General features: G+C 40.8%; 13 protein-coding genes. 1 reads left to right on the top strand and 12 read right to left on the bottom strand.

The genetic code is table 11. The annotated features are described in order from the left end of the window. Window positions 1–65 precede the first annotated feature (65 nt). The 9 genes from M5X66_RS05715 to cmoM form a co-directional block, all read right to left on the bottom strand. Window positions 66–10,286, bottom strand: a complete 10,221-nt coding sequence (locus M5X66_RS05715; protein ID WP_270103929.1) for an anthrax toxin-like adenylyl cyclase domain-containing protein — start codon at window positions 10,284–10,286, stop codon at window positions 66–68. A gap of 212 nt (window positions 10,287–10,498) precedes the next feature. Continuing rightward, on the bottom strand, window positions 10,499–11,146 hold the full coding sequence (locus M5X66_RS05710) for an MBL fold metallo-hydrolase (RefSeq protein ID WP_036951731.1): 648 nt from the start codon (window positions 11,144–11,146) through the stop codon (window positions 10,499–10,501). Between the two features lie 39 nt (window positions 11,147–11,185). Further along, window positions 11,186–11,734 carry a YcbK family protein gene (locus M5X66_RS05705; RefSeq protein WP_036951733.1) on the bottom strand — a complete coding sequence of 183 codons (549 nt, stop codon included), beginning with the start codon at window positions 11,732–11,734 and terminating at the stop codon, window positions 11,186–11,188. 314 nt (window positions 11,735–12,048) lie between these two features. After that, complete coding sequence (gene ldtD, locus M5X66_RS05700) at window positions 12,049–13,776, bottom strand: L,D-transpeptidase (RefSeq protein ID WP_036951735.1); 1,728 nt, start codon at window positions 13,774–13,776, stop codon at window positions 12,049–12,051. Window positions 13,777–14,144: 368 nt separating this feature from the next. After that, window positions 14,145–14,858, bottom strand: coding sequence for an acid phosphatase AphA (gene aphA / locus M5X66_RS05695; RefSeq protein WP_036951738.1), 714 nt, complete (start codon window positions 14,856–14,858; stop codon window positions 14,145–14,147). Window positions 14,859–15,077: 219 nt separating this feature from the next. Next, window positions 15,078–19,517: a chromosome partition protein MukB gene (gene mukB, locus M5X66_RS05690; protein WP_270103928.1), complete on the bottom strand. Its 4,440-nt coding sequence runs from the start codon at window positions 19,515–19,517 to the stop codon at window positions 15,078–15,080. Beyond that, the gene (mukE, locus tag M5X66_RS05685; protein WP_036951742.1) at window positions 19,514–20,242 is read right to left on the bottom strand and encodes a chromosome partition protein MukE; all 729 of its coding nucleotides are present in this window, start codon (window positions 20,240–20,242) and stop codon (window positions 19,514–19,516) included. The genes mukB and mukE overlap by 4 nt, the downstream gene beginning before the upstream one ends. After that, window positions 20,223–21,548 carry a chromosome partition protein MukF gene (gene mukF / locus M5X66_RS05680; RefSeq protein WP_036951744.1) on the bottom strand — a complete coding sequence of 442 codons (1,326 nt, stop codon included), beginning with the start codon at window positions 21,546–21,548 and terminating at the stop codon, window positions 20,223–20,225. The genes mukE and mukF overlap by 20 nt, the downstream gene beginning before the upstream one ends. After that, window positions 21,545–22,333 carry a tRNA uridine 5-oxyacetic acid(34) methyltransferase CmoM gene (gene cmoM / locus M5X66_RS05675; RefSeq protein ID WP_036951748.1) on the bottom strand — a complete coding sequence of 263 codons (789 nt, stop codon included), beginning with the start codon at window positions 22,331–22,333 and terminating at the stop codon, window positions 21,545–21,547. Before cmoM ends, mukF begins: the two co-directional genes overlap by 4 nt. A 183-nt stretch (window positions 22,334–22,516) precedes the next feature. On the opposite strand from cmoM, the gene elyC reads away from it, so the two are divergent. Beyond that, window positions 22,517–23,323: an envelope biogenesis factor ElyC gene (elyC, locus tag M5X66_RS05670; RefSeq protein ID WP_036951750.1), complete on the top strand. Its 807-nt coding sequence runs from the start codon at window positions 22,517–22,519 to the stop codon at window positions 23,321–23,323. 62 nt (window positions 23,324–23,385) lie between these two features. Here the strand turns inward: elyC and kdsB are convergent, their stop codons facing one another. From kdsB to M5X66_RS05655, 3 genes are all read right to left on the bottom strand, one after another. Further along, window positions 23,386–24,132, bottom strand: coding sequence for a 3-deoxy-manno-octulosonate cytidylyltransferase (kdsB, locus tag M5X66_RS05665; protein ID WP_036951753.1), 747 nt, complete (start codon window positions 24,130–24,132; stop codon window positions 23,386–23,388). 4 nt (window positions 24,133–24,136) lie between these two features. After that, window positions 24,137–24,316 (bottom strand): Trm112 family protein, encoded by a 180-nt coding sequence (locus M5X66_RS05660; protein ID WP_036951756.1) that lies wholly within the window; start codon window positions 24,314–24,316, stop codon window positions 24,137–24,139. 142 nt (window positions 24,317–24,458) lie between these two features. Continuing rightward, window positions 24,459–24,674 carry a cold-shock protein gene (locus M5X66_RS05655; protein WP_036951758.1) on the bottom strand — a complete coding sequence of 72 codons (216 nt, stop codon included), beginning with the start codon at window positions 24,672–24,674 and terminating at the stop codon, window positions 24,459–24,461. Between the last annotated feature and the right edge of the window lie 429 nt (window positions 24,675–25,103).

The following is a 25,103-nucleotide window of genomic DNA, read 5'->3' as shown; positions in this document are numbered from 1 at the left end:
TGGAATCTGATGAATTGCAAAACACCCCTTAATGGGGTGTTTTTTTGTTTTTACATCAATAGGAATTACAGAACGTTAAGAAAATACTCCGTTGTCGACACCGCGCCCCAATGAGGCACTGGCGAATTCTTTTTAGATTGATTTTCCAAATTGCTTTCATGCTCAATCCGCTGCTCTGCAAGCAGTTGAACCAAACGATCAATCTTTAAATCCACATTCTGTTGTGAGAGTTTCTGATGATTGTTTATGTGGCTCACCTGCGTCACATTAGCCATCGAGCCTTGGTGATTATTATGGCGTAGCGTGACCGTTCTTCCGCTGTATGACTGATAGGTTGTCTCCACAATAGTAGGAGATACTTCCTGATAACGGATAGCATCTATCTTAAAGTCAATCAGAGCCACTTGATTACGCCCTTCAAAATCATGAATGGCCACATTTCCTTGCCCATGACCACTCACAATGTAGAGATCATCGCCTTTCTCGCCGGAAAGCTTGTCATTGCCAGTTAACGAAATCAGAACATCTCGCCCCATACCTTTTGCCAGTAAAGTATCATCACCTTCCCCACCATACAGAACGTTCTCACCATCAAAGCAAATCAGTTTATCATTCCCATTCCCACCCTTGATCACGCGCCCTTGGGAGGATTCATCAACAATTTCATCATCGCCATCTAACGTATCTATCAAAAAGTGTTCGCTAGGTGTTTTTATTAAGATGGCATCATTTCCTGTGGTTTGTTTCAATGGTTTAGCCATTCCCTTTAATGTTTCAGCTAATTCACTCACTGGCTTCCAGGTTGCTAATCGACCAGACTGTTTAGCTAAATCCTGTTGAGCGGATAAGTAGTCTACTAATGGTGTCATTCCATTTTTTGCCGAAGAGAAATATTCCGCATCTAATTGCTCATAGTGATGCACAGTAACACTAGCGTTGCTGCCATCGGTTGGCGGTTTGATTTTGACGATTTTTCCCGCTTGAGAAACATAAAGGTGATACTGTATTTCCCCTGAGGCATCCTTAATCACTTGTGGTTTAAAGTTAATTAGATGGATGTGGTTATCACCGAGATTGTCTTCTAAATAAACAGTACCAGAATGGTTTCCATCAATAACATAGTGGTCATTCCCCGCCTCCCCCATTAAGGTGTCATTTCCTTGACTTGACAACAATAAGTCATCGCCTTCACCACCACTCAAAAAATTGTCTCCGGCGCCACCATATAACACATTATTACCATCAATAGCTTTGATATTGTCATCCCCTTCACCACCTATCAGTATGTAACTGGCTAGGCTTCTATTGATAATAATGTCATCGCCATCTTTCCCATCAATGATATGCCGCTCAGACAGATAGCCTACTGGTAAAATAATTTCATCGGCACTGTCACTACTCTTAGAAACAGGTTTCAGTGGCATAAGGCTCTGAGTCTGCAAATCTAATGAAAACATATTGCTGTTTCTATCCTGAATCAAAATAACATCGGTCAATTTGTCATCAACATTGACGAAATTAATCGCTAATTGCCGCTGACCGAATTTATCCTTGCTATATAGCGTTAACCCCTCCATTGACAATGCATAACCATTATCGGTAGGCAGAAGTAAGATGACTTTATCATCTGCCGTAAATTGCCCATTAACCGATGCAAAATCAAAGGTGATTGTCGAACGCTCATCTTCCGCATGTACGATTTGATAGGTATCTATTCCGCGGCTGGCATGAATGTAACTTCCAGAACTAATCAGTGATAATAGATTGTTCTTATCATCCCCCTGATACACCAAATTCTCCGCTCGCCCAACTGGCGTAAACCATCCCCAACTTGGAGCTATATGATGGCGATTTTGGTTGATGGTAATGGCGTTTAACGTTTCATCAATTTTGACTGATTTACCATCCGAACTTGTGAGTTGGTCATTTTCTTGAATATAGCTAATATTGAAGAATTGAGTCGGCATCCCTTCATCTAACACTTTGATCTGGCTGGTCATCACAAAACCATCTTTCGTATGTAACCGATAAGTATGGTTGGCTTTTTGTTGACCTTGGCTCACCGTAGTCACGTTATTCAAGACAATCGTTACCGAACTCTCAACATTGCTGTAAGTAAAATCATCCACCTTGGAGCTAGGCAGCGAAATGACGAGATACAAGTTATTATCTTGAAGATAGACCTGTTTTATTTCATTCAGTGAATACGCTAGGCTAACAATGCTTTGAGATTGGCTGGACTCATCAATAACCACTTTTACGTGATACTGTTGATGGTTATGTTGGTAGATTGGGTTAAGCGTCGTTTTTGTTTTGACTGCTTTTAGTTTCCTATCCCAATAACGGTTCGTCAGATAAAGATTATCCACATCCGTCGTCCAATCAAAACGTCGGATATGGTAACTATCATCGCCCTGACCGCCCACTGCCGTTCCTTGGGTTAAAATCAGTTTATCGTTACCACCTTCCCCAATAAGTAAATCTTTACCCAATCCACCATCAAGAATATTAGCCATATCATTGCCACGTAACCGGTCATTGCTATTTCCTTTGATGAGGATATTCTCGATACTTTGTAAATGGGCAACCGAAATAAATTGATGTGTAAACTGATGTTTATAGTGCAAACTATTTAACGCTAAATTGGCATGGACATCGTAACCTTCAGGTAAGCCATCGACCACGACAGTGTCTTGTCCTTGCTGACCATCTAGGTACTTTGTTGGTTTATTATCATCACGGGAACGAAGTGACGTTAAACTACTGTCCCGAATATAAAACAGGTCGTCTTTATTTCCCCCCGCAAAATATTTCTCCCCAGAAAGAACTTGGAAGGCATTTTTTTGTTCTTGATGGCCGATAAGCAAGTCATTGCCATTCCCTGTATTCCAACTCGTTCCTCGGCTATGCGGGTTCTTAAGATAAAGGCTAATACCTTTTTTATTATTAACTAAATGCTCACTTTCTAGTCGCTCATTTTCTTGCAATATCTGCTGCCCTAATACACCAAACTCCCTTTTTTTTGAATAGAAGCTCAACTGCTCAGGGTTCGATTTATCTAATTGATCTTTTAACGATAATGTAACGTCACCACTTGATATACGATGACGAGTTTGAAATTCATCAAGTAGTGGATTATTGTAGGCGGAATTTAAATAATAGCGTTCGTGGGTTGGCACACTCCCTGTACGCTTTTGGTCTATAACCTCTTTAGCTTTTTTACGCGGGCTAAAATTTTTCCTCAGATTCCATCCGTGATTAGCATAAAATTTTCTTAAATTTCGATACCATGTAGTATCTCTTATTACCTGATTTGCCAAAATAAAATCGACTTCCTCCGCAGTGAACGATGGTGCACCTTTTTGTGTATAACGTAATCCCCAAGTGTGCATACCATGATATTCATTTGCTAGAGTCCCATAAAAATGATTACCGTAGTCGTCAACTAAATAATATCGGGGTTCATTTTCATAAGTGGGTTTCTCTATAACCGTCAAATGATGATCAAAACCGGCTTGTAAAATACCGTTTCTAAACTGTGCAAGATCCATTTGCCACTCTTGTTCTTTAAATGCATTGATATATAACTGGGTACTCATTTCTTGTTGGCTACGTAACGTGGGCTCTAGTCCTAACGCCCCACGAATCCCTTCTTCTAATTCACGATCCCAATCAATATCAATCACTGCTTTAATATTTTCGACAGCACGAACACCGTTATAGATCCAGCCACCAACAAGTAAGAACCCCCCAACGACTAATCCCGCCACAGGGACAGTGGAAGCGCCTACGAGTACAGCAATAACCGTGACACCATTCACCACCGCACTAACAATCGAAAATGACGCATTAACAATTAAATCTTGGCGCTGCTTAGGATCAGTTACACTATCTAACTTAGAAAGATTATCGTAGGCTTGATAAGCATCGATACCCATCCCAACTAAATTGAAAATAACGACAACACCTGCCGCGACCCTTGCCCTAACTAAAGAAGTCGTACCTTTATTTGAAGCAACATTTAACATTAATGGCTGTATTATCATGTCGCCATAATTAAAAAAAGCAGAGCCACAAAGTAAATACAGCTGCTTCTCTAACTCTTTAGCTTGTTCAGCAGTGATATCTGGATTATCCAATCTATTTAAAATTGAATAAGCCCCTATGAGGCTCTGGATAGCCCCGGCCCCCCCCATGCTTTGCCCAAAGCGATTAGCAATCCGGTGAAATAACGGTAATTGCATACCTACCTGCCGAAGTTTTTTTAATGTAGATGATGAAATAGCCTCTTGTTGAATATCTACATCATTTGCTAAATATTTAAATTGTTTTTTAAGCAGTCCAGACTCATTAAAGTTTGCATCACGTTTCACCAATTGATAAATATCCCCTGAACTTAATTGTTCATAAAATATCTTTATAAACGCAATATCATCTTTATTCCCGTCCATTAACGTAAAATACATCGCCAATTTTTCAGGTGAAAAGCGTATATTCTTATGCAGATTAGGTAATGCCATATCTCCATGAGAAATAGGCTTTCCATCTATTGTCGCGCCGAGATGCTGTAATTTAGAAAAGGCTATTTTTTCTCCATTTAATTCAACCCAACGATTTTGGGTCGAATTAAACTCCGCCTGTTCCATAATTAATGTTCGCTGATTTAACGGTTCAGATAGCGCCTCTTTCAATTCACTATCTTCAAGATTGATAAATTGAAGATCGGCTCTAAAATCGCCATCGCTAGTTAACTGAAATCCTGCCGAAGCTCCCCGAGAAATAGATTGTCCATCAGCAAGTTCTATCGTTTGATTAAAATAGTTTTTTAAATGTTGTTTAAATTGATGCTTTGCTGTCTGAAGAGAGGCATTTTCACTGGTAAATTGGATGCCTTGAGGGTCAAATAAACTAAATTCATAAACACCATTGCGTTTCACGTAAATAACGGTATAGCTGGTCATTTTCCCTTTCAAGAATACAATCCCATTTACCGAGTCAGCCTTAGTGAAAAATAGTGTTGAGATTGATTGATCAGCAATCGTGACCCCACTATTTTTAACTCGCGTATTTATATCCTGCTCATATTGCTGTATTTTATCCAGCAATACCTCACCAGAGTCCGTTAAAATACCTTGTTGTTTAGCCCATTCAAGTTGTGCTTTTTGCTCTAAGAAATTTCTCGCGGCATAACTGTCTGTCAGATGATATTCAATGGCATATACAGCACCTAAAGTTTGGTCGATAGATTGAGCCGGCTTATCTGAGCGAATTATTCCATGATTAATTAAACCGCTATGATATCCCGCCTCCATCTGGTTTTGATAATTCAATAACTGATTATATTGTTTCAAACGTTGAGTTTGGCTATTTTCATAAGCATCTAATGCCTCTGAAAATGAAAGCCCTTTCAGGGACGCGTTTTCCCCATCAAAATGATTATCACTAATCTGGCTAAGCCCCTCTAATTTATCACTAAAAAGCATAAATTTATTATGGTCAGTAACCAAATCTAATATTTTTCCTTTATCAATCCCATCACCTGCAGGAAATAGAGATTTAAGTAACTCAATTGAGTGGTCACTCAGATTATTTAATACCGACAAATCATTTTTAATGGCTAACAGCAACCTTTGCATTTTTATTGCTTGTCGCGGGTGAGACAATTGCAGGTCCGGCTCAGTACTCTCCGATAACCATGAACGTAGCTGAGTTTTATCTTTGTTCAGCGATTGGTTATATTCTGCATTGACGAACGGGTCGTGAAGTGCAATTTTGAATTTTCGTTGGTCAAAATTCCCGTGCTCATTCGTAAAATCGTCTGCTAAATAAGGATGGTCTGTCAAACGGATCGCGTTGAGATCCTGTTCTCCTAGTGCTACTTTTTCAAACAACGCTTGAATTTGTTGCCCTTTTGTTGTGGATGACGCTCCTCGCTCATGAGTAAATTTCGACAACACCTTAGTCTCGAACCCATGCTGTTTTAACGTCGCTTCAAGCTCAGAAGTAAAGCTGCGATGTTCCGCAGCCTCGGTGATCATCCCCTTACTCATGGAGTGATATAGAATATGGTCTGGTGCCGCGAATGGGTATTTTTGTTTAACCGCAACTAGTCCTGAAACCAAGTTTATATTTGATGTACGTAAGGTTTCACCATCACCTATCAGCAGCCAATCCACCTTTTTTTGGCTCTCTACTAATGAGGCAATCGAAGCCTCACCGTATTCAATAGTCCATTTTTTCGCCTCTGCATCCATTTGAAAAATCAGCGTATTATATGGATTTTTCGCTGCCCAACTTTCTGCAAGTTGGCGACCATTTCCATCACCAGTAAGGCGGATAATGACCGTTAAATTTGAGTCTGTGACAGTCGATGTCGGGCTGGATAGTTTTTGTATACGTGTTTTATCAACCATTTTCCATAATGGGATAGACGTCATTCCTTCTTGATTTAATTTTTTCGTAAAATCACGATAGAAATTATCGGGTAATTCCCCACCCATTTTTTTTAACTCGCCGACAAATAATCGGTAAGCTTCAGGGTTATAAATCACTTTCTTCAAGAGATTGAGATCTAAATTTCGCGTATCAGGATCCCTAAATGCAGAGAAATGGTCAGGTTCGGTATAGTCGTTTAATTGGCTTATGGATAATTCGCCACGGCGCACTTCATTGATAAAAAACAGTGTGCTCGATTGCCGATTGACACGAATTTGCTGTGTTTCAGGGTGATATTGATAAACAAACTTATAGCCATCGGTACTCGTGGATTCATTAAGATCACCCGTTGGCGCAATAAATTTTGTTCCTAGATAATCATTATTAATATTCCGATTATAAGCCGTTACTGGCATATGCATATTATGTTCGGCAAATAGGCTGACAGCTTTCATCGCAAAGTTTTCATTAACGCCTCCACGACTTAAATTACATCCTAGCATCACCAATTTATCGGGATTATGAGTATTTGATATTTGGCGCTTTAAATACCGCAGGCCATCAACATACTGCTGCGCAGATTTCCCTACATACGTTGTCGGCTGATGCTGGCCGTAATATTTACCGTGTCCCACCGTGATCCAACGTACTTTTCCTGTTTTTAGCCGTTCGACATCCCCTTGCAACACTTTGTATTGCTTGGTTTGTATATCAAATTGCACCACCATTGAATCATCGGGGTGTTTAGAAAATGCGTACGCCGTCGACCATGCAGAGATATCATCCCCTCCAAGCTGAATAATCACATTGTAATCATACTTCGTCGGCTTTACGGAACTGATCATTTCCGTATTTTGTTTTTTAGCCTCTTGATATCGCGACATAGGATCCTGCCACTGATCAATTGAGTAGGTTGTCGGAGATCGCTCCCCGGCGAGGAACTCAGAATGATTCTGCGTCATATGCTGAAGATAAATATCATCAAATCCTGTATCTAATTGAGCGACGGGTTTGCCGAGTTGTCGCTCCATTTCATTATCGTAGTGCTGACGCTGTTGGTGAATTGCCGCAACATCCACATTAAGCTCGAATTGATTGGCTAAGCTTTTTTTCCGCGCCAACTCAGCACGCCCTTCAATAAAGCTGCTTGATATTTTTTTTTGGGGATCAAAATATTGCTTAAGATCCCCTATACTCCATTTTTTATTTAATGGAACACGATAACCTTGGTTGATTAGTAGCTGCTGAAAATTTGATAGTTCTTTTACATTATAAATAATAATGGCGCCAAAGGCGTTCATCGGAAAATAGATGGATATCGCTTCGAAGAAACCTGTTAAGGCATTTCGTATCTTTAATTTTTTAGGTGGGAAAAACGTAATCGGAAAGTTTTCTTTCATGACACTTGCCGGGTTTGCATCATCCGCACCATGGTGAATTAACTCCATACCATCTGTGCGGCCAAGCTCCTTGTTTAGCTTATTTTTGATCTCTTTAATTCTGTTATTAGTGATGCCATTGTCCCTACCTTCATACTTATTATATTCCGCTTCATTGGTATATAACGCTTTCTGACGTGGAGTTAGCTCATCATAATTCACACTGGCTTTCCATTCTGCCCAAGTTGGCATTTCACTCACTTTGACATAGTGTTCCAGCTCTGAAATTGGGAAAATAATACTGAATAAATCATAATCTGCGGTCATGGCTTTCCCCGTTTTAGGGTCACCAACAACATAAAGTGGTTTAATTTCACCATTATCTTGATAATATACTTGCCAAGTATCCACTCCATCTCGAGTTAATTTTTTCAATATAAAATGGAATTCACTTCCATCAAGAACAGAAGTAACCTGAATATCGCCATTTTTATTTATAGTCGTTGGTGATGAAATGGTTTTATATTGTTGGAGTTCGTTAATACGCTCAGATGTTATTTCCAATATCACCGAAACACCCTTGCCTTCCGCCAGCGAATCTTGGACATAACTATTATATTTTTTGCTTTCTGCCCGTCCTGATGATTTAGCAAATCTCTGTTCGACAGGTATAAATCCTGAGTGAGGTCCCCAATCTGCACTCTTTCCTTTTATCGCCAGCCCTTTACTACTATAGTGACCGGATTGCATCAATGAACTCGATTTCTCATCTACCGGACGAAAACCAATAATAATATTCTCTCTATCTGCTACTAGTGAAAAAGCTTTTTGGTGCTCAATGGGTATCCCGATATTTTTATTTTTTTCCGGCGTTGATAATGGTTCAAGTTTTAAGTTGATATTCGCGTAATTATGACTACTGGCATGAAGACTTGGTGCGGAAGTTACTACATTTTTTAATTTAATCACATCAAAGTTACTGCTAACGGAATACACTTTGCTTTCGTTTTGAGAAATAACGATATCACCTGATATTTTAGATAACGTTTCCAGATTATCATTTATTCGTGTTTTCAATTCTGCCACATCGAGTATATCAGTGAAGATAAAATATTTTTTCCCATTTAAATCCGCTTTAATTTTAACAAATTCATTCTCTAAGAAAAATTCTTGATATATCAACTTATTTTTTTTATTGTTATCGAGATAAACAGTTTCTTTCCCTTCAGCTAAAAGCAAGCTTTCTGTCAGCTTAATATTCTCAATATTAAGATTTTTTAAAGGTGCTCTTTGAAATTCATTTTTATAAAATGATGAGTAACCGATACCAAAATCACCGTTTTCCTTTCTTAAAAAACCGTAATAATCTGCCTGTTTATCAACAAAGTCGATAATAAATGCCTTGAAGCTTGCTTCGTCATAGTATTTAAAAATACCATAATTAGGATCAAAGAAATTGTAATCCCATGATTGCGTTTTCTGGTTGTAATTTACTACCAATGCCATGGAATGATTTACAGCCTTAAATTCAAACAATAATATTTCTTGACTTTTATTCGTATGGCTAGAAATTTTATGAATAAATTCACTGAGGTTAATTTCGCTACGATAGCTCTCCCTACCGTTATAATTATGATTATCTAAATCTAATGAAACTCCGTTTTTCCTATTGTTTTCTTTTTGAATTTTATAGTTATCAAAATCAAGACTCTTTAAGATCATCTCTTGAGAAAAATTCGCATCGTTAATATCAAAGTTTTTCGCTATTTCATTTTTCCGGCTAGAAAATCGTTCATGAAACTGCTTGAACCAAGGGTCTTGGGCCAATGGATTATTACGTTTCTCAATCTGGCTAAATTCGATTTCCAACGCATCGTAAAATTGATGTAATTTTATTTTTTGAAGCTCTTTAAGATTATCTGCATACTGTTGCTTATTTTTATTTTTTTCACGATATTTTTTATATGATTCGATACCTTCATCAATCGAATGACTCATATATTCCAGAAAAGACTTCCCTTCAATTGGCGTAACATACCGATACGATAAATTTGCATGAATAACGGATGAATCAGTTTCGATTCTATGAGTATATATCACATCTTTTAAATACTCATTGAATAGTACACTTGCGTGCATTTTTAATGATTTAGCTCTGACTTTATCATAAGCATTTTTATATTCTGTTTTATCATCGATAATATTTATTAATTCATTTAACTTATTAAGATAATCGTTCCCTTGGCCTATTGAACTATAAGATAAGAACTCATTTGAAAACCCATAACAGTAGCCATCTGACATGGAATAATCCACACCATCCCATGTCACCATTTTTTTTAAGTGACTCAACCTACTTTGCGATTTTTCGCCTCTGAAAAAATTCGCGATTTTCCCTTTGTTATCAAACTCTTTTAAATTAATTAATAACGTTTCTTGTGAAAATCTCAACTCAATATTTGGCTTTGGCATTTATACCTCATTGTTAAAATCAATATATTCTTTAAATTAATAAATAAGCAACTGATTACCTATTTATTAAAAAATACCAAAGATAATTAACAGAATAAAACCGAAGAAATATAATTAGGATATAGTTTATTTTTTTATAAATGAGTTTTAAATTTTTATACAAAAAAGCCCCAATTAAGAGGCTTTTATAGGAGGTTTTTATTCAAACATCATTACCAAACCGGTAATTCATCTTGTAAGAAAGGATTAGAAATACGCTCATACCCTAATGTGGACATAGGACCATGCCCTGGAATAAAGTGATAATCATCACCAAGAGGTAGCAATTTATTTTTAATCGATGCGATAAGGTCTTGATGGTTACCACGCGGGAAATCACTGCGCCCGACACCACCTTTAAATAACACATCGCCCATGGAGATGAGTTTGTCAGCATGGTTCACAAAAACAATGTGACCGGGTGTATGGCCAGGGCAATGCAGCACATCAAATTGAATATTTCCACACGTGATGCTATCCCCCTCTTCTAACCAATGATCTGGTGTGAAATCAGGGCAATCACCAATATAAAACATCGCATTTTGCTCAGCGAGATTTTCAATCCAGAAAGCATCCTCTTTCTGCGGACCATAAATCGGTACACCGAAATGTTTTGCAAGGGGGGCTGAGGCGCCAATATGGTCAGAATGACCGTGGGTAAGTAAGATTTTTGTTAATGTTAATCCGCGGCTTTCAATGGCGGCAATCAGCTTTTCAGCCTCACCACCAGGATCAACAATCACTGCATTCATTGAGGTTTCATCCCAGATAACCTGACAGTTTTGCATAAACGGGGTTACTGGGATAATAGTATATTTCATCGAACAATCACTCCATAATCTGTGTCACCTATGCACAGATTACCATGTTCTCACTGGACCTGTATCGATATGAATGAAATTGCTTTTCGGATAATAGCCCACACCGCCAGCACTCATTTTTAATGCCGCTTTACGGATGTTACTTAGCTGCAAGCCTTCAATATGGAAATCCATCGCTTGCCCACGGGTATGGTAGCTTTGTTTAGCCACACCAGAGCTCTTACGACGCAATGCATTATTCGTTTCTAATGAACGGTAACCTGAAATCAGCTGAACTGGCTTATTGGTTCCCATCATCATTTGCAGTAAATAAATTTGGTCAAATAATTTAGGATCAATGGTTTTCACTTTATCGCAGCGATAATCACGGAAAAGGTGATTTAAGCGAGCTAATTCAGATTTATTATAACGGCGACCATCGAAAAATTCGGTCTTTAAAAACTCACCTGTATTTAAGTTTTGAAAACGTAAAATTCTTGGGCGAGGTGTACTCATTGCAGCAAGTACATGATTAGGTAATAGTCCCAGACCGATTGCGGCAGCACCAATTCCCAACCACTTTCTGCGGTTTTGATCAATCATATCCATAGGTGATAACTCAGGTGTTAATTATTCAGTAAATATACATTTCAACTTCATCAGTCTAGCAAAGGATATTTAGCTTTAATGTATAATTATGTAAAGAATTGCGTAAATTAAGGAAAATCCATCACTTTTATGCAAAAAGGTGAGTGAAATCACTTATAACATGCCGATTAAGACGACTTTAATTCCTTACTGCGTATGATATGTAAACACAATGCATTCAATATATAAATATATTAAAACGGAATTGTTAGGAAGATTTAGGAATTAATGCAGGAAATAGCATCGAGGAGCCTAAGCCCCTCGAGTAATAGTCACTATTTTAAAATTACTTTGATTGCAGGCAGATATTTTTCTGCATTACCAATACTGCCATCATATTGATAAATATCAGCCCGGTATTGCGGTTGGTCATCTTTATCAACCCACGCAGTTTGATAGTAAAGGTACACAGGAATACGGTCAGGAATATTCACATAACGTGTTGAACCTTCTTTTAATGCCCCATCAATGCGAGTCTGAGCCCAACCTGCGTCACCTAATAATATCGTCGCTAGCTCACTAGCCTTATTTACACGAACACAGCCTGAACTAATTGCTCTGGCATTTTTATTAAACAAACTATGGTTCGGTGTATCATGCAAATAAATCGCATCTGAGCTTGGCATATTAAACTTATAACGCCCTAAAGAGTTACTTGAGCCTGGTGCTTGACGAATGCGATAAGGGAAATTCGCTGGAGTAATATTTTCCCAGTCGATTGTATAAGGGTCGATTTCATAAGCATCTTGCCCCCAACCTGAATAAACCGTATAGCCTTTGCGGCTAAAGTAGCTTGGATCCATTTTACCTTTCGGCGCAATATCCTTGCGCGCCAAACTGGTTGGCACACTCCAAGGTGGGTTAATCACCACATTATTCAGTGCGCTGCTCATAATTGGCGTTTTACGATCTGCACGCCCAACAATCACTTTCGAATCCAAAATGATGTCGTTATTCAGATAAAAATCCAATGTGTACGCAGGAATATTCACCAAGATTCCTGTACCACTACTTTCCGGCACAATCCGTAAACGCTGAATATTCAGTGCCATCAGCCCCGCTTTTTGTTTTGGCTGCATATTGAGCCAAACACGCGTGCCTTTACCAATCACACCGTCAGCTTCTAAACCATATTGAAGCTGAAATTTTTTCACTGCATCCACTAAGTCATCACTATACACACGGGCATTGGCGGTGACTTTATTGATCTCTTCTGGCGGTGCGGATGCATCAACGGCTTCACCAACCGCAGAGGCTTCCAATAATCCATCTCGCACTAAAATCTCACGGAGCGTAATGACATCATCACTGGCTTGACCCGGTTTTAATGCCTTTGTACTTGTAATTTCTAACGTATCTTCCGGCAATGCGAGCTGTTTTAGCATCTCTTTGCGCATCGGCTGATACATCGCGTGTTTCGGTGCTTGAGCCTTCACCCACTCACCCAGGCGATGTTCAGATTCAGCCTCTAACCACGGTTTCATTTGTGCTGCAGTTGGTGCGATAATTTTATAAGGACGGCTGGTGTATAACCAATATTGTCCCGTTGACTCAACAGAAGAAAGATATTGTAAATACCCCAACATAGCGTCGGATAAAATAGCATCACGCCCCATTTCGCTCAGCTGGCTATTTTCCAATGAAACTAACCATTCGCTAAATTGAGGTTGGAAACCCGCTAAGGCAAGCTCCGCTAATTGCTGTTGAAACTGGCTAATTGCCGTTTCATCTTGCCATAACAATTGCATTTGCCTGTCTGCATAAATTTTTGCCAACTGGTCCGCAAACACCAATTTTGTTTCTACAGGCAAAGATGCGTTAAGCTTTTCCAAGCTCTCTTTTGCCGTGACTTTACTCACCTCTTCAGCAACAACTGATTGAGGTTGTTGAATTTCCATACTGTTTTGCTGCGTATTTTCTGCTGCGGAAAATGCAGGGAACTGCATCGCCATCAGCCCACATAATACTGAGATCTGCAGAGCTTTCACTCTTCTCTTTGCCATACATCCACCTTAAAGTTACTACATGGATAACATTATTTTTTTATTATAGTGACACTATTTGATTATATTTAACTCTGAGAAGAATGTTATAGGAATTGACTAATTTTGTCTTTATTGATGAAAAAAGTTATTGAGGTAGGCTATCTAAAATGAGCACTATTTATAAAAACAGCATGAGAAATAGAATTGTTTGCATTTTCCACCAAAACTAAACGATATAACATATCAAATATTGACGTCTTTTATTCTCTCAATAGAATTAATTTAATATAAGTTATATTAAATCGCTGGAATATGTCATCAATAAATAAACACTATTTTGTTAGTTAAAGGCGAATAATCACCTTTAACTAACTTTTTATCGAATATTAATATTCGGAATTGATAACAACTTCCTCACCAAAGCGACCTGCTTTTGGCAACGGTTGGTAAGAGGAGTTTGAAGCTCGGAGAATACGAATCCCACGAATATCTAACTCATGAGCCGCAGCAATATCCGCATCAGCATCACCATAATAGATAGTTAATTTATGGTCACGCATCCAGCTTACTTTATTATTTTTACCGGGTTCATCACCAGCGAAAATGACTGAATTCATTTTATCTGCAGGAATTCTTAAGCCTTCTTGCACATATTGAGTCACAGTTTCAGTTTTAGTCTGTGTACGACCTGTAATAAAGTAAACTTTATCACCGCGTTCTAAGTGCATTTTAACTAAATCGATGCCCACTTGTTTTGGCATACTGAATTTATCCCACTCATTATTCATTTTTTCCCAGAATTGAGGGTTTTTCAGGTAGCTAAAATCATTTGGGGAGAATTCAAGTTTTCCACGGTAAAAACCTGGGCTTGAGAATAAAACGGTGTCATCAATATCAAAACCCACCGCCATTGGTGCTTTACCTTCTAAACTCTGTTTAATTTGCTCAACAGAGACCCAATGAACCGGTTGTTGTGCCGCTAATTCCGCAACTGTCACTCCAGTACTGACTGTTTCTGGCATTGGAATTTTGGCTTGAGATGTTGCCGTAAAACTCAGCGCTAATACAATTGCACTTAGCGTTAGTGTGATTTTCTTCATGTTCGATCCTTATAATAGTTTTATTTCGTGATTAACTACTCACGGACTGCAATGATAAAAGTTTTCATTACATAAAAATGAGATTCAAATCTCATTGCGGTCATCTATTAATGATTTAAAGGGAAATGAAGATAATAAAAATAAAGAAATTAAAAATGCAAAGATAATAAAAAACCGACACAGTTTCCTATGTCGGTTTTATTATCTACAAAAAATCAATTATTGAGGTAATGCTTGTGGAGCCGGATTATCCTGACCAAAACCTTTTAACCCAACAACGTGAACGTGTTCCGTATTACCAGTCACTTTACGCACCAGTTTATAGGTGGTTCCTTTCTCTGGGCTAATGTTTTCCGGCGCAGCGATAATAAGCTGCATTTCCAGTCTGTCACATAACTCAAATAACGTGGCGATAGACTTCGCATCCAAACGCGCCGCTTCATCCAAGAACAGTAAGCGACATGGAATGATATCTTTCGCACGCAGTCGGCGGGCTTCTTCTTCCCAGCTCTGGACGACCATTACTAAGATAGACATCCCCGTACCGATCGCTTCCCCCGTTGATAACGCCCCACTTTCTGCTTTTAACCAACCATCAGAGCCGCGGTTAACTTCAACTTCTAACTCTAAGTAGTTACGGTAATCTAACAGCTCTTCACCAATGGTTTGCGGCAGGCGTTGCCCCATATCCATCTGTGGGTTCAGGCGTTGATACAGTTTCGCCATCGCTTCAGAGAAGGTTAAACGTTGGCTAGTAAACAGGTCTTGGTGCAATTCGCTCTCTTCGGATAGCACGCTCAACAATAAGGCATGGCTTTCACGAATATTCACATTCAATCTAACCCCTTTAACCTGACCAAATGCCACCGCTTGTAGGCCTTGGTTCAGCATACGAATACGGTTTTGCTCACGCTGGATAGTTTTACGAATGATATTCGCCACACTCTTCGAGCTAATTGCCAGTTTTTGCTCACGGGCAGTTAACTCTTCGGTCAGACGCGCTAACTCAATTTCCATCTGTTCAATCGCATCGATTGGGTCATCAGTACGAATAATATCTTGGCGAATGCGCTCACGCAGATGTTGGTACACTGCGATAAAGAACTGAATTTTACGCTCAGGATGTTTAGGATCTTCAGACATGCGCAACACATCACGCAGATGTTCGTTATCCGCCACCGCTAAACGCAGCGCTCCTAACGCTTTATCCGACATCGAACGTAAACTATCACCATCGGTATAAGCCAATTCGCGACGATGCAGACGACGCTCAACGCCATTATCTTTCACCAAGCGCATCACCGCACACCAGCCCGCTTTCGCCATCACGACTTGCTCACGGATTTGGTAATAATCTTTTTCCAGCTTACGCAGACGTTTTTGCAGGTTATCCATTTCCGCTTCACATAACGTCAGTTGTTTTTCTAACTGGTTGATGCGGCTACGGTTTGCCATAACAGATTGATGTAATTCATCACGGCGAATGCTGGCACGCTCTTGTGCATCTGGGTCCGCTTTCACGCCCATTTCTTGCATTTCTGCTTCAAGTTCTTTCAACATTTCTTGCTTGGTGTCGAATGAACTGCGCAGCGATGCCAAAACTTGATGATATTGCGTGCTTTGTGCTTGTTGCTGGCGTAATAGCTCACGGGCACGAGTTCTATCGGCTTCCGCATGCTCTAAACGCTGGCGCAATTTTTCATTCAAGTCCGCATTTTCGTTGACCATCCCCGTCGAATCACTGTAGCTAAAGTGCGCGCGACGCTGTGCCACTTCCACCAAGGCAAAGGCTTGTTGCTTCGCATTTTGCTGGGTATGTTTCGCCAATTCATAATCTTTACGCAGTTGATCATGTTGCTCAGGATCACTGAGTAATACCGTCACAATCGGCTCTAACTTCGCCAGATTGTTACCGTGCTTATTGATGAAATGTGCCGCTTCTTCAGCTTCTGAAAGCTCCTCTCGGATCTCTTCAACGCGATCCACCAGCGTTTCATCCATCAACAAATTCACTTGCGGCAATAAACGGTTTAATGCCAGTAGGTTTTCTTTGCCTTGAGCGAACTGTTGGCGTTGTTGCTGGGTCTGTTCTTCAAATTGGTTCAGTCCACGCTCTAATTCAGTACGTTTTTGATTTAATGTACGAATTTCAGCTTCAGGATCCGCTTCAAACGCCACTGAAATATGCTGACCGATAAAACGGCTAAATGCTTGGTGAGCACGCTGAATTTTTTGCACGTCAAACGACAAGGTCGCATAACGCTCAGCCAATTCATCACGCTCAGCACTCAGTGACTCTAAATGACTTTCACGGGCAGCACGACCAAATAGCGGTAACTCTGGGTAGCGAGAATAGCGCCATTGACGCTCCGATGAACGGACTAATACAGCATTTTCAAACTCTTGGGCATCAAAAACGCTGTCATCAAATGAAGATGGATCCCCTTCGATAAAGTACACATCATCAGGGCAATCTTGTAAATTTTCTAGCTGCTCGCGAACCACAGCCAAATCTTGTACCACAATACCGTGACGCGCTGGGCCGTACAATGCAGAGAAATACGCCGCATCTTCAATGGTAATATCATCGTAGATTTCAGATAACAGTACGCCATTAAAGCGCTCTGCCAGTGCCAGCATACGACCATCTTCGGCACCACTTGGCTGGCTTAAACGTTCGATTTGCTTATCAAGGTCACGGCGCTGCGCTGCGACTTCATCACGTTCAACCGTAATTTCCCTTTCTTGCTCAAGAAGTTGCTGCATAAATTCAGTCACTTCAGTGCTATTTTCGAAAGTTTCACCTGATTGTTCATTGAGTTGAGTCAGTGCTTCTTGCGCCATAATCCACGCAGGTGCTTTAGCGGAAAGCTGGCTGATACGCTGGCGAATTTGCTCCAACTCTTGGCGCATTTGCATGCGTTTTTCGCCGCTCTCATTAACACCAGTACTTAACTCTTCTTGCAGAATTTCTAACTCTGCCATCAAGGCATCAAGCTCATCCGGCTCAACACTTTGGCCATAACGTTTACAGAATTCGCTCAGTAATTTTTCTGCATTACGCTGGCTGTCTAAATGCTGTTGCAGTTCAGATAATTGCATACGCAGCGGCTGAACACGCTCTGCTAAATGTTGTTGCGATGACCAGTCGCGCAGTAATGAACGCGCTTGCGTGTATGCATCCCCACGGCTCACATCACCTAACATGGTTTTCACCAGTTGATACGCTTGCTCAAACTGGCTATGCGCCGCATCCGCAACGCTCATTTTTTGTTCTAATGCGAGTAAGGCTTCTGTGGCTTGCTGCTCTTTGGCTTCAAAGGTTTCCAGCCATTCATCGATGTTTTCAATGGTAAGATCAGGTAGCTGGCAGAGTTCGCGAGCACGGTTTAAGGCATGAAGTGCTTGTTGATATTGAATCGCACGAGTTTGCTGTACATCAAGCGCTTGCTGGTAATCTGCCAGCTGGTTTTTCAGCTCATCCACTTCAATTTCAGCCGCTTGAGCACGGGCATCAAGTTCTTCGTGTTTCTCTGTGGCTTCTGCGACGACTTCGCTCTGTTCTTCAAGACGATAAGTGAGCTCTTCAATATCAGCTTGGTAGCGGTCAATTTTTTCTTGATGACGTAACGCCGCTTGCACCAGATTTAAGTGGTCACTTGCCGCTTGGTAGTCCGCTTCGATTTCCGTTGATGCTTCGTTTTGTTCATTTAATTCACGCGCCATTTCCACACTACGAACTTGCTCAACGCGTAGTTGTTTACGGTTGCTATACAGTTCGTTTCGGGCAGCTAAAGCCGCATCTAGGTGAATTCGACGCTCATTTGAGTGGCGCATATAGTCCGCAGATACATAGTCTGTGGCTTCGCTGATCAAATGTTTGAATAAATCACGGTCAGATTGTGTTACGCGGATGGCTTCCAGTGTTAAACGGTTTTCACGTAATGCCGCTTCCATATCTTGGAATGCTTTACGTACACCGCTGTTTTCCGGTAATAAATAATCACGTAGTGAACGAGTGATTGCACTGGAAATCCCGCCATATAAGGAAGCTTCAATCAAACGGTAATATTTACTACGATCGCCCGCTGAACGCAGGCGTTTTGGCAGTACACCCAATTCAAATAATACTGAGTGGTAGTCCGTGATCGAATTAAATTGCTTAAATTGGATGCCTTCTTGTTTTTCTACGCGCTCTTTCAGGTCATTCAACGGAATAACCTTAGCTTGGCGCCCTTCAAACACTTCCGTTAATACTTCCGTTGGCACAGTGGCTAATGGCACGCCTTGGATCATAAACGGTTTGATATCGACTTTTTTATCGCGTCCTGCTACTTGCTGTAAGCGAACACCGACCATAACTCGTTGATGTTTAGAGTTTAACACATCCAGTACGGCATAACAGACACCAGGACGCAGCTTTCCGTGTAGACCTTTATCACGGGAACCCGAGGTGGCTCCTGCTTCTGTGGTATTACGGAAATGCAGTAATGTTAAGTCAGGGATCATGGCGGTAATAAAGGCCGCCATGGTGGTGGATTTACCCGCACCATTTCCCCCAGACAGGGTGGTAACTAATTCATCAAGGTCAAAAGTACGAGCAAAAAAGCCGTTCCAGTTCACCAGCGTCAGTGAGCGAAATTTTCCGCGTTCAATCATTCTTGTTCATCCTCTTCACTGTCAGCCAGATCTTGACTCTCATCCGTTTCGTCTTCATCACTGTCTCTTAGCGACAATTCCCCTTCAAGAGAGACCGCTTCACCATCACGGATCATGCGTAATTGTGCTTCTTGAGGATTATCGCCACTACGTACATCCGCACCAAAGCGGAATACAGACTCATTAATAATAAATTTGCTGGAGTCATTTTGCAGGAAATAGACCATACCTAAACGGCGTAAACGGTTTAAGGAGGTTCTCAGTTTTTCCTGTAATTTTTGTTTATCAAGGTCTGAACCTGTGGAGCGTTGGTTAACAAATTTCAGTAATTTGCTTTCGTCGGCCAGCGACAATAATTCTTCAAACAGCTCTTGAGAGGTAAAGACCCCTTGGTTGGTTAGACGCTCAGGACTCAAATAGAGGTAGCACAGAATTTTACCCACCATCATGTCCAGTTCAGACAAAACAGAACGGGGAATTAAAGTGCTTGAGCGAGGACGCAAATAGAAAAAGCCTTCTGGCGCCCGGATCAGTTCAACATTATAACGAGCATAAAATTGCTCTAACGATTCCTGAAAATCCATTAAAAATGCATGATTATCAAGATCATCAATACTAATATGGCGACCAGCACGCAGTTGGCTGTCCAGCTCAGGAAAAATAGGGTTAGCTAGTGCTTGAGCCAGTTTAACTGGCATAAATTGTTCAATATTTGTCGATGACATGTGCCTGTACCTTGGCTCCGTGATCATTAATAGCGCGCCATTCTGCCGGTAATCCCGCCAGATCAGCCTCTGCGATACCTAGTTTTACAGCCTGATCGATAATAATACGCGCAACATCAAAATGGCGTTTCTGCGGGTATTGCGTCAGATAACTCTGTAATACGTGACTGACATCCAGCGGTTTGTTATCCGTTTTATAGAACGCAAGTTGCGCTTCGATTAACGCCGCTAATTGGTCATTAAGTTCACTGAACTCTTCAAATTCCAGATCAGGTGGGAGTTCCCCCATCACTTCTTGATCATGAAGTGCCAGCTCCTCATCACGCATATCAAAAAGCCTATCCGCATTGGCATAGGTGAGTGCCCAAGGGCTATCGAGGTACTGCTGTACAGATTGACGTAAACGTTGAGAAAATATACGGTTTTTATCCATATCAATCGCTGTACGGATAAATTTGTGAACATGTCGGTCGTAACCAATCCATAAATCAATGGATTGCTGCCCCCAGCTCACAATACGGTCTAGCTTGTTTTGCAAATCAAAGATTAGTCGGTCGACCATTTCCGAGAACTGCGGCGCATTCATATTCGCTTCTTGAATACGCAGTAAGTTTGCCTGTAGCTTATCGCCAGCTGCTTCTAACGTGTCTTGCAATTCTCTTAATGTACCGGACGTTTCAGAAAGTAGCTGTTCACAGTTGGCAATCGCTGCCTGCCAGTCTTGGTTTAAAAGTGCAGCAATATCATCTTTAACGCTGTTTTGTTGCTCGTCCATAATTCGCTGTGACAGGTCAATACTGTCAAAAATTTCAGCGACTGAATATTTTAATGGCGCAAAAACATGGCGGTGCCAATAAAATTCATCACCACCTTCTTCGGCTGATTCCGCTGCACGTTGTAGCTCTCCCGCGACAATCGATAACTGCATCGACAATCTTAATGTCGAAAATTCGCGTTGACGAATATAGTAATCACTAATGCCAATGCCGAGTGGCGTTAGGCGATAAATCGCATTTCCTTCGACAATGTCGCTGGCAAAGCGGTTAAATATTTTTTGGCGAACCATGTCGTTGATGGCGTTGTTCGCTCTGACAGCCAGTGATTCGGTGGTTTGTTCGAAGCCTTTGCACACTTCTCGAAACGCATCCACCAGCTCCCCTTCACTCATTTCACCGTTCACCCGCTCACTGTTAAGTACTGCGACGGCCAGCAAAAATGCTAGGCGCTCTGCGGGTAGGGAAATCGCAAAATCATTTTTTCGTGCCCAAGACACGAGTTCAGGGACGGTCTGGGAAAAATCACTCATAAATCGTCCTTTTGGGTTTGTTTGCGTGCCATGACATGAATATATCGCCCCATGCTAATATAGGGTTCTTCACGACAATATTGTTGCTCAAGCGCCAATAACGCTGGAAAGTCTTTTTGTTGTAATTGTCTACTTTGCAAATAATCATGGAACACTCTGACGCCACTTTTGCCTAAAATATCCATACCACAACCAATAAGCCACTCATCAACCTGTTGAGGAAAAAGCGGGTTCTGTGGCGATAATGAACGTTTGCGACGACGCTGGATATGAGGAGTTGCGAGATGAAAATTACCTAAAATTGCATTACGCATCACCAAGCCATTTGCATTATAGAACATGACAGAAAATATGCCTTCCGGCCTGATAATCTCTGCCAGTTGCTCTAATGCATATTTCTGGTCGCTAATCCATTCAAGTACCGCATGAAACAAGACAAAATCAACTGGTTCATCAAGGTGTTGAGCAATATCTTGAACTGCGCAGTGAACAAAGCTGATATTCTCGCTAATTCCTTGTTCATCAGCAAGCACCGATGCCCGTTCTAACATTTCTTCGGATAAATCGCAAAGAATAACCTGATGACCCATTGCAGCTAATTGACGAGAAAAATGACCTTCTCCGCCGCCTGCATCTAATATACGTAATGTTTGACCTTGAAAACGCGTTTCCAGTAACTGGGTCAGATCTTGCCAAACTACCGCTTCGCGAATTTTTCCTTTTGTCGTTCCATAAATATTTTTTGCAAATTTATCGACAATATCATCAAAGTTGCGGTCTGCCATCTGCGTTCCAATTACCTATCATGAGTTATTTACAGCATATCAAAACCAAGAATTATAACAGATAATCTAGCTGTTTTTGCATAGTACTTTATTTTGTATCCGATTTATTTTACATGGCATTTTATTGCTGATGCAGCTACATTTGACCCTATTCGCTTACATTATCTTCATAACAGGCTTTCTATGTTATTTCTGCTTAAAAAATACCTTGGTTCACTATTAATGCCTCTGCCCTTATTATTGATTATTGGGGGAATTGGACTGATTTTATTATGGTTTACCCGCTGGCAAAAAAGTGGAAAATCCTTGGTGACATTAAGCCTTGTTATCATCTCGCTATTAGGGCTACAACCCATTTCTGATCGGCTACTGGCGCCCGTTGAAGGCCCTTATGATAAACGTTATGAGCTTATCACCACGAATCCACCTAAAGAGATAAAATATATTGTGGTTTTGGGCGGCGGGTTTACCTATAACCCAGACTGGAGTCCTAGCTCGAATTTGCTCAGTAACAGCTTGCCTCGAGTCACTGAAGGGGTACGTCTTTATCTGCAGCATCCCGGCAGCAAATTGATTTTTACTGGCGGTAAAGCCAGTAGCCCAATCAGTAGCGCCGAAGTCGCATCCATGGTTGCTCAATCTTTAGGAGTTCCAGCGACAGATACAATCCCGCTAACCGAACCGAAAGATACGCAAGAAGAAGCCTATGAAGTGGAAAAAATTATTGGTAAGCAGCCGTTCTTGTTAGTGACTTCAGCGAACCATTTACCCCGTGCGTTGAAGATGTTTACGAGTCGTGGAATGCAGCCTTATCCAGCCCCAGCCAATCAATTGGTGATCACCAGCGATTTGAATCCTTGGGAGCGCTACATTCCTTCCGCATTTTATTTTAGCCACAGTGAACGAGCATGGTATGAGCTCATTGGTTCAATTTGGTGGCACTTAAAACCCGATAATACCCAGCCACTCGAAGATAATCAGGCGGAGTAAATACAAAGGGGAAACTTATTCAGTTTCCCCTTGTTTTATCAGACCATTATTCACACTAGAAATTATGGCTGAAATTCTTGTCTTACCAATTCGAGATCTTCTGGTGTATCCACCCCTGCGCCCGGTGCCTTTTCAGCAACCGCCACATGAATTTTCTCACCATACCAAAGCACGCGAAGCTGCTCTAGCATCTCGATTTTCTCTAATGGGCTAGCATCCCACGCGATATAACGACGAATAAAGCCAGCGCGATAAGCGTAGATACCAATGTGGCGCAAGAAAGTATCACCGATGGTCTCTTTACTCTTTGCAAATTGGTCTCTATCCCACGGAATTGTCGCTCGAGAAAAATAAAGCGCGTAACCGTCTTTATCCATCACAACCTTCACCGCATTCGGATTAAAGGCTTCTTGCGCACAATGAATAGGGACAGCGAGTGTTCCCATATTTGCCTGACTACCTTGCAAATTATGAGCGACTTGGCGAATAATTTCTGGTGGGATCAGCGGTTCATCACCCTGCACATTGACAATAATTTCGTCATCGGAAAAGCCGTAAGTGTCAATCACTTCAGCCAAACGTTCCGTGCCAGATTGATGATCGGGATTGGTCATACAAGCTTCTCCACCAGCTGCGATGACCGCTGCAGCGACATCGGGGTGGTCAGTTGCAATAATGACTCGACTGGCGCCTGATTTAATCGCTTGCTCCATGACACGAACAACCATCGGTTTACCGTGAATATCTGCTAAAGGCTTACCCGGTAATCGTGTTGAAGCGTAACGCGCAGGAATAATGACGGTAAACATAGGATTACAGTCCTTCGTCTAAAGCAACTTTACGCGCTTCGTTCTCAAGTAAAACGGGGATACCATCACGAACAGGAAAAGCGAGATGATCAAATTTGCAGATTAATTCGAGGTTTTCTTTGTTGTAACTTAGTTTGCCGTGACAGGATGGGCAAGCAACAATTTCAAGTAAACGGTGATCCATGTTTTCTCCCAAATGGATTTAAACTCACTTGGCGTCAGGATATCACATGCAGGTATCACCGTTAACTCTATTCTTGCTTATTAAGATCTCCTGCGAAGAGTGAGAGGATAGTGCAGGAGAAATATTTCTGTTAAGAATTCAATTAGTAAGCGATAACGTCTCTTGCCGTTATGCCATCTGAATTACGAGTAACAGAGAACTCGACGTTTTGACCTTCAGATAAAGATTTTATTTTTTTATTCGCAATTGACTTGGTTGTTACGAAAATATCATCGCCACCATTACGAGGTGAAATAAAGCCGTAACCTTCTTTTGCGTCAAACCATTTAACTTGGCCCATATGTAATTGAAAATTCATATTAAAACTCCTTCTTGTTCCGAGAACAATTTTTATATTTGTATCATTACTCTCTACACGTTATTCCATTTATTTTGCTGAACTATTTATTTCGATCAGTTCATTCTGACCTATCTATTCAATTCAATCTATTAACAATAATTAAGAGTAATTAACTTAACCAATTTATGCATCAAATGTTTATGCATATCTTATAACGACCCAAGTGTAGGTTTCAGGCACCACACATTTACCGTGAACTTAACAGTCTATTTTGACATTATGATGACAACACGAAATAGTAGAGTAAGTAGTGTCTTGCGAGGATAAGTGACTAACTCAAGAACGGGTCGTAAAATTAAAGCTAGCAAATAATCCACTTATTAATGTATTGCAACTTGGTACATAATAAGTAGATCTGCATCACATTGCAGGTATTATTATCTGAAA

The organism is Providencia sp. PROV188 (assembly GCF_027595165.1).
Lineage (GTDB): Bacteria > Pseudomonadota > Gammaproteobacteria > Enterobacterales > Enterobacteriaceae > Providencia > Providencia lanzhouensis.
This window is presented reverse-complemented; position numbering and strand designations above follow the sequence as displayed.

What these genes read in the sequence shown, in the direction of transcription:
- M5X66_RS05715 (WP_270103929.1), bottom strand. Translation starts at nt 10,286, where the DNA reads ATGCCAAAGCCAAATATTGAGTTGAGATTTTCACAAGAAACGTTATTA.
- M5X66_RS05710 (WP_036951731.1), bottom strand. Translation starts at nt 11,146, where the DNA reads ATGAAATATACTATTATCCCAGTAACCCCGTTTATGCAAAACTGTCAG.
- M5X66_RS05705 (WP_036951733.1), bottom strand. Translation starts at nt 11,734, where the DNA reads ATGGATATGATTGATCAAAACCGCAGAAAGTGGTTGGGAATTGGTGCT.
- ldtD (WP_036951735.1), bottom strand. Translation starts at nt 13,776, where the DNA reads ATGGCAAAGAGAAGAGTGAAAGCTCTGCAGATCTCAGTATTATGTGGG.
- aphA (WP_036951738.1), bottom strand. Translation starts at nt 14,858, where the DNA reads ATGAAGAAAATCACACTAACGCTAAGTGCAATTGTATTAGCGCTGAGT.
- mukB (WP_270103928.1), bottom strand. Translation starts at nt 19,517, where the DNA reads ATGATTGAACGCGGAAAATTTCGCTCACTGACGCTGGTGAACTGGAAC.
- mukE (WP_036951742.1), bottom strand. Translation starts at nt 20,242, where the DNA reads ATGTCATCGACAAATATTGAACAATTTATGCCAGTTAAACTGGCTCAA.
- mukF (WP_036951744.1), bottom strand. Translation starts at nt 21,548, where the DNA reads ATGAGTGATTTTTCCCAGACCGTCCCTGAACTCGTGTCTTGGGCACGA.
- cmoM (WP_036951748.1), bottom strand. Translation starts at nt 22,333, where the DNA reads ATGGCAGACCGCAACTTTGATGATATTGTCGATAAATTTGCAAAAAAT.
- elyC (WP_036951750.1), top strand. Translation starts at nt 22,517, where the DNA reads ATGTTATTTCTGCTTAAAAAATACCTTGGTTCACTATTAATGCCTCTG.
- kdsB (WP_036951753.1), bottom strand. Translation starts at nt 24,132, where the DNA reads ATGTTTACCGTCATTATTCCTGCGCGTTACGCTTCAACACGATTACCG.
- M5X66_RS05660 (WP_036951756.1), bottom strand. Translation starts at nt 24,316, where the DNA reads ATGGATCACCGTTTACTTGAAATTGTTGCTTGCCCATCCTGTCACGGC.
- M5X66_RS05655 (WP_036951758.1), bottom strand. Translation starts at nt 24,674, where the DNA reads ATGAATTTTCAATTACATATGGGCCAAGTTAAATGGTTTGACGCAAAA.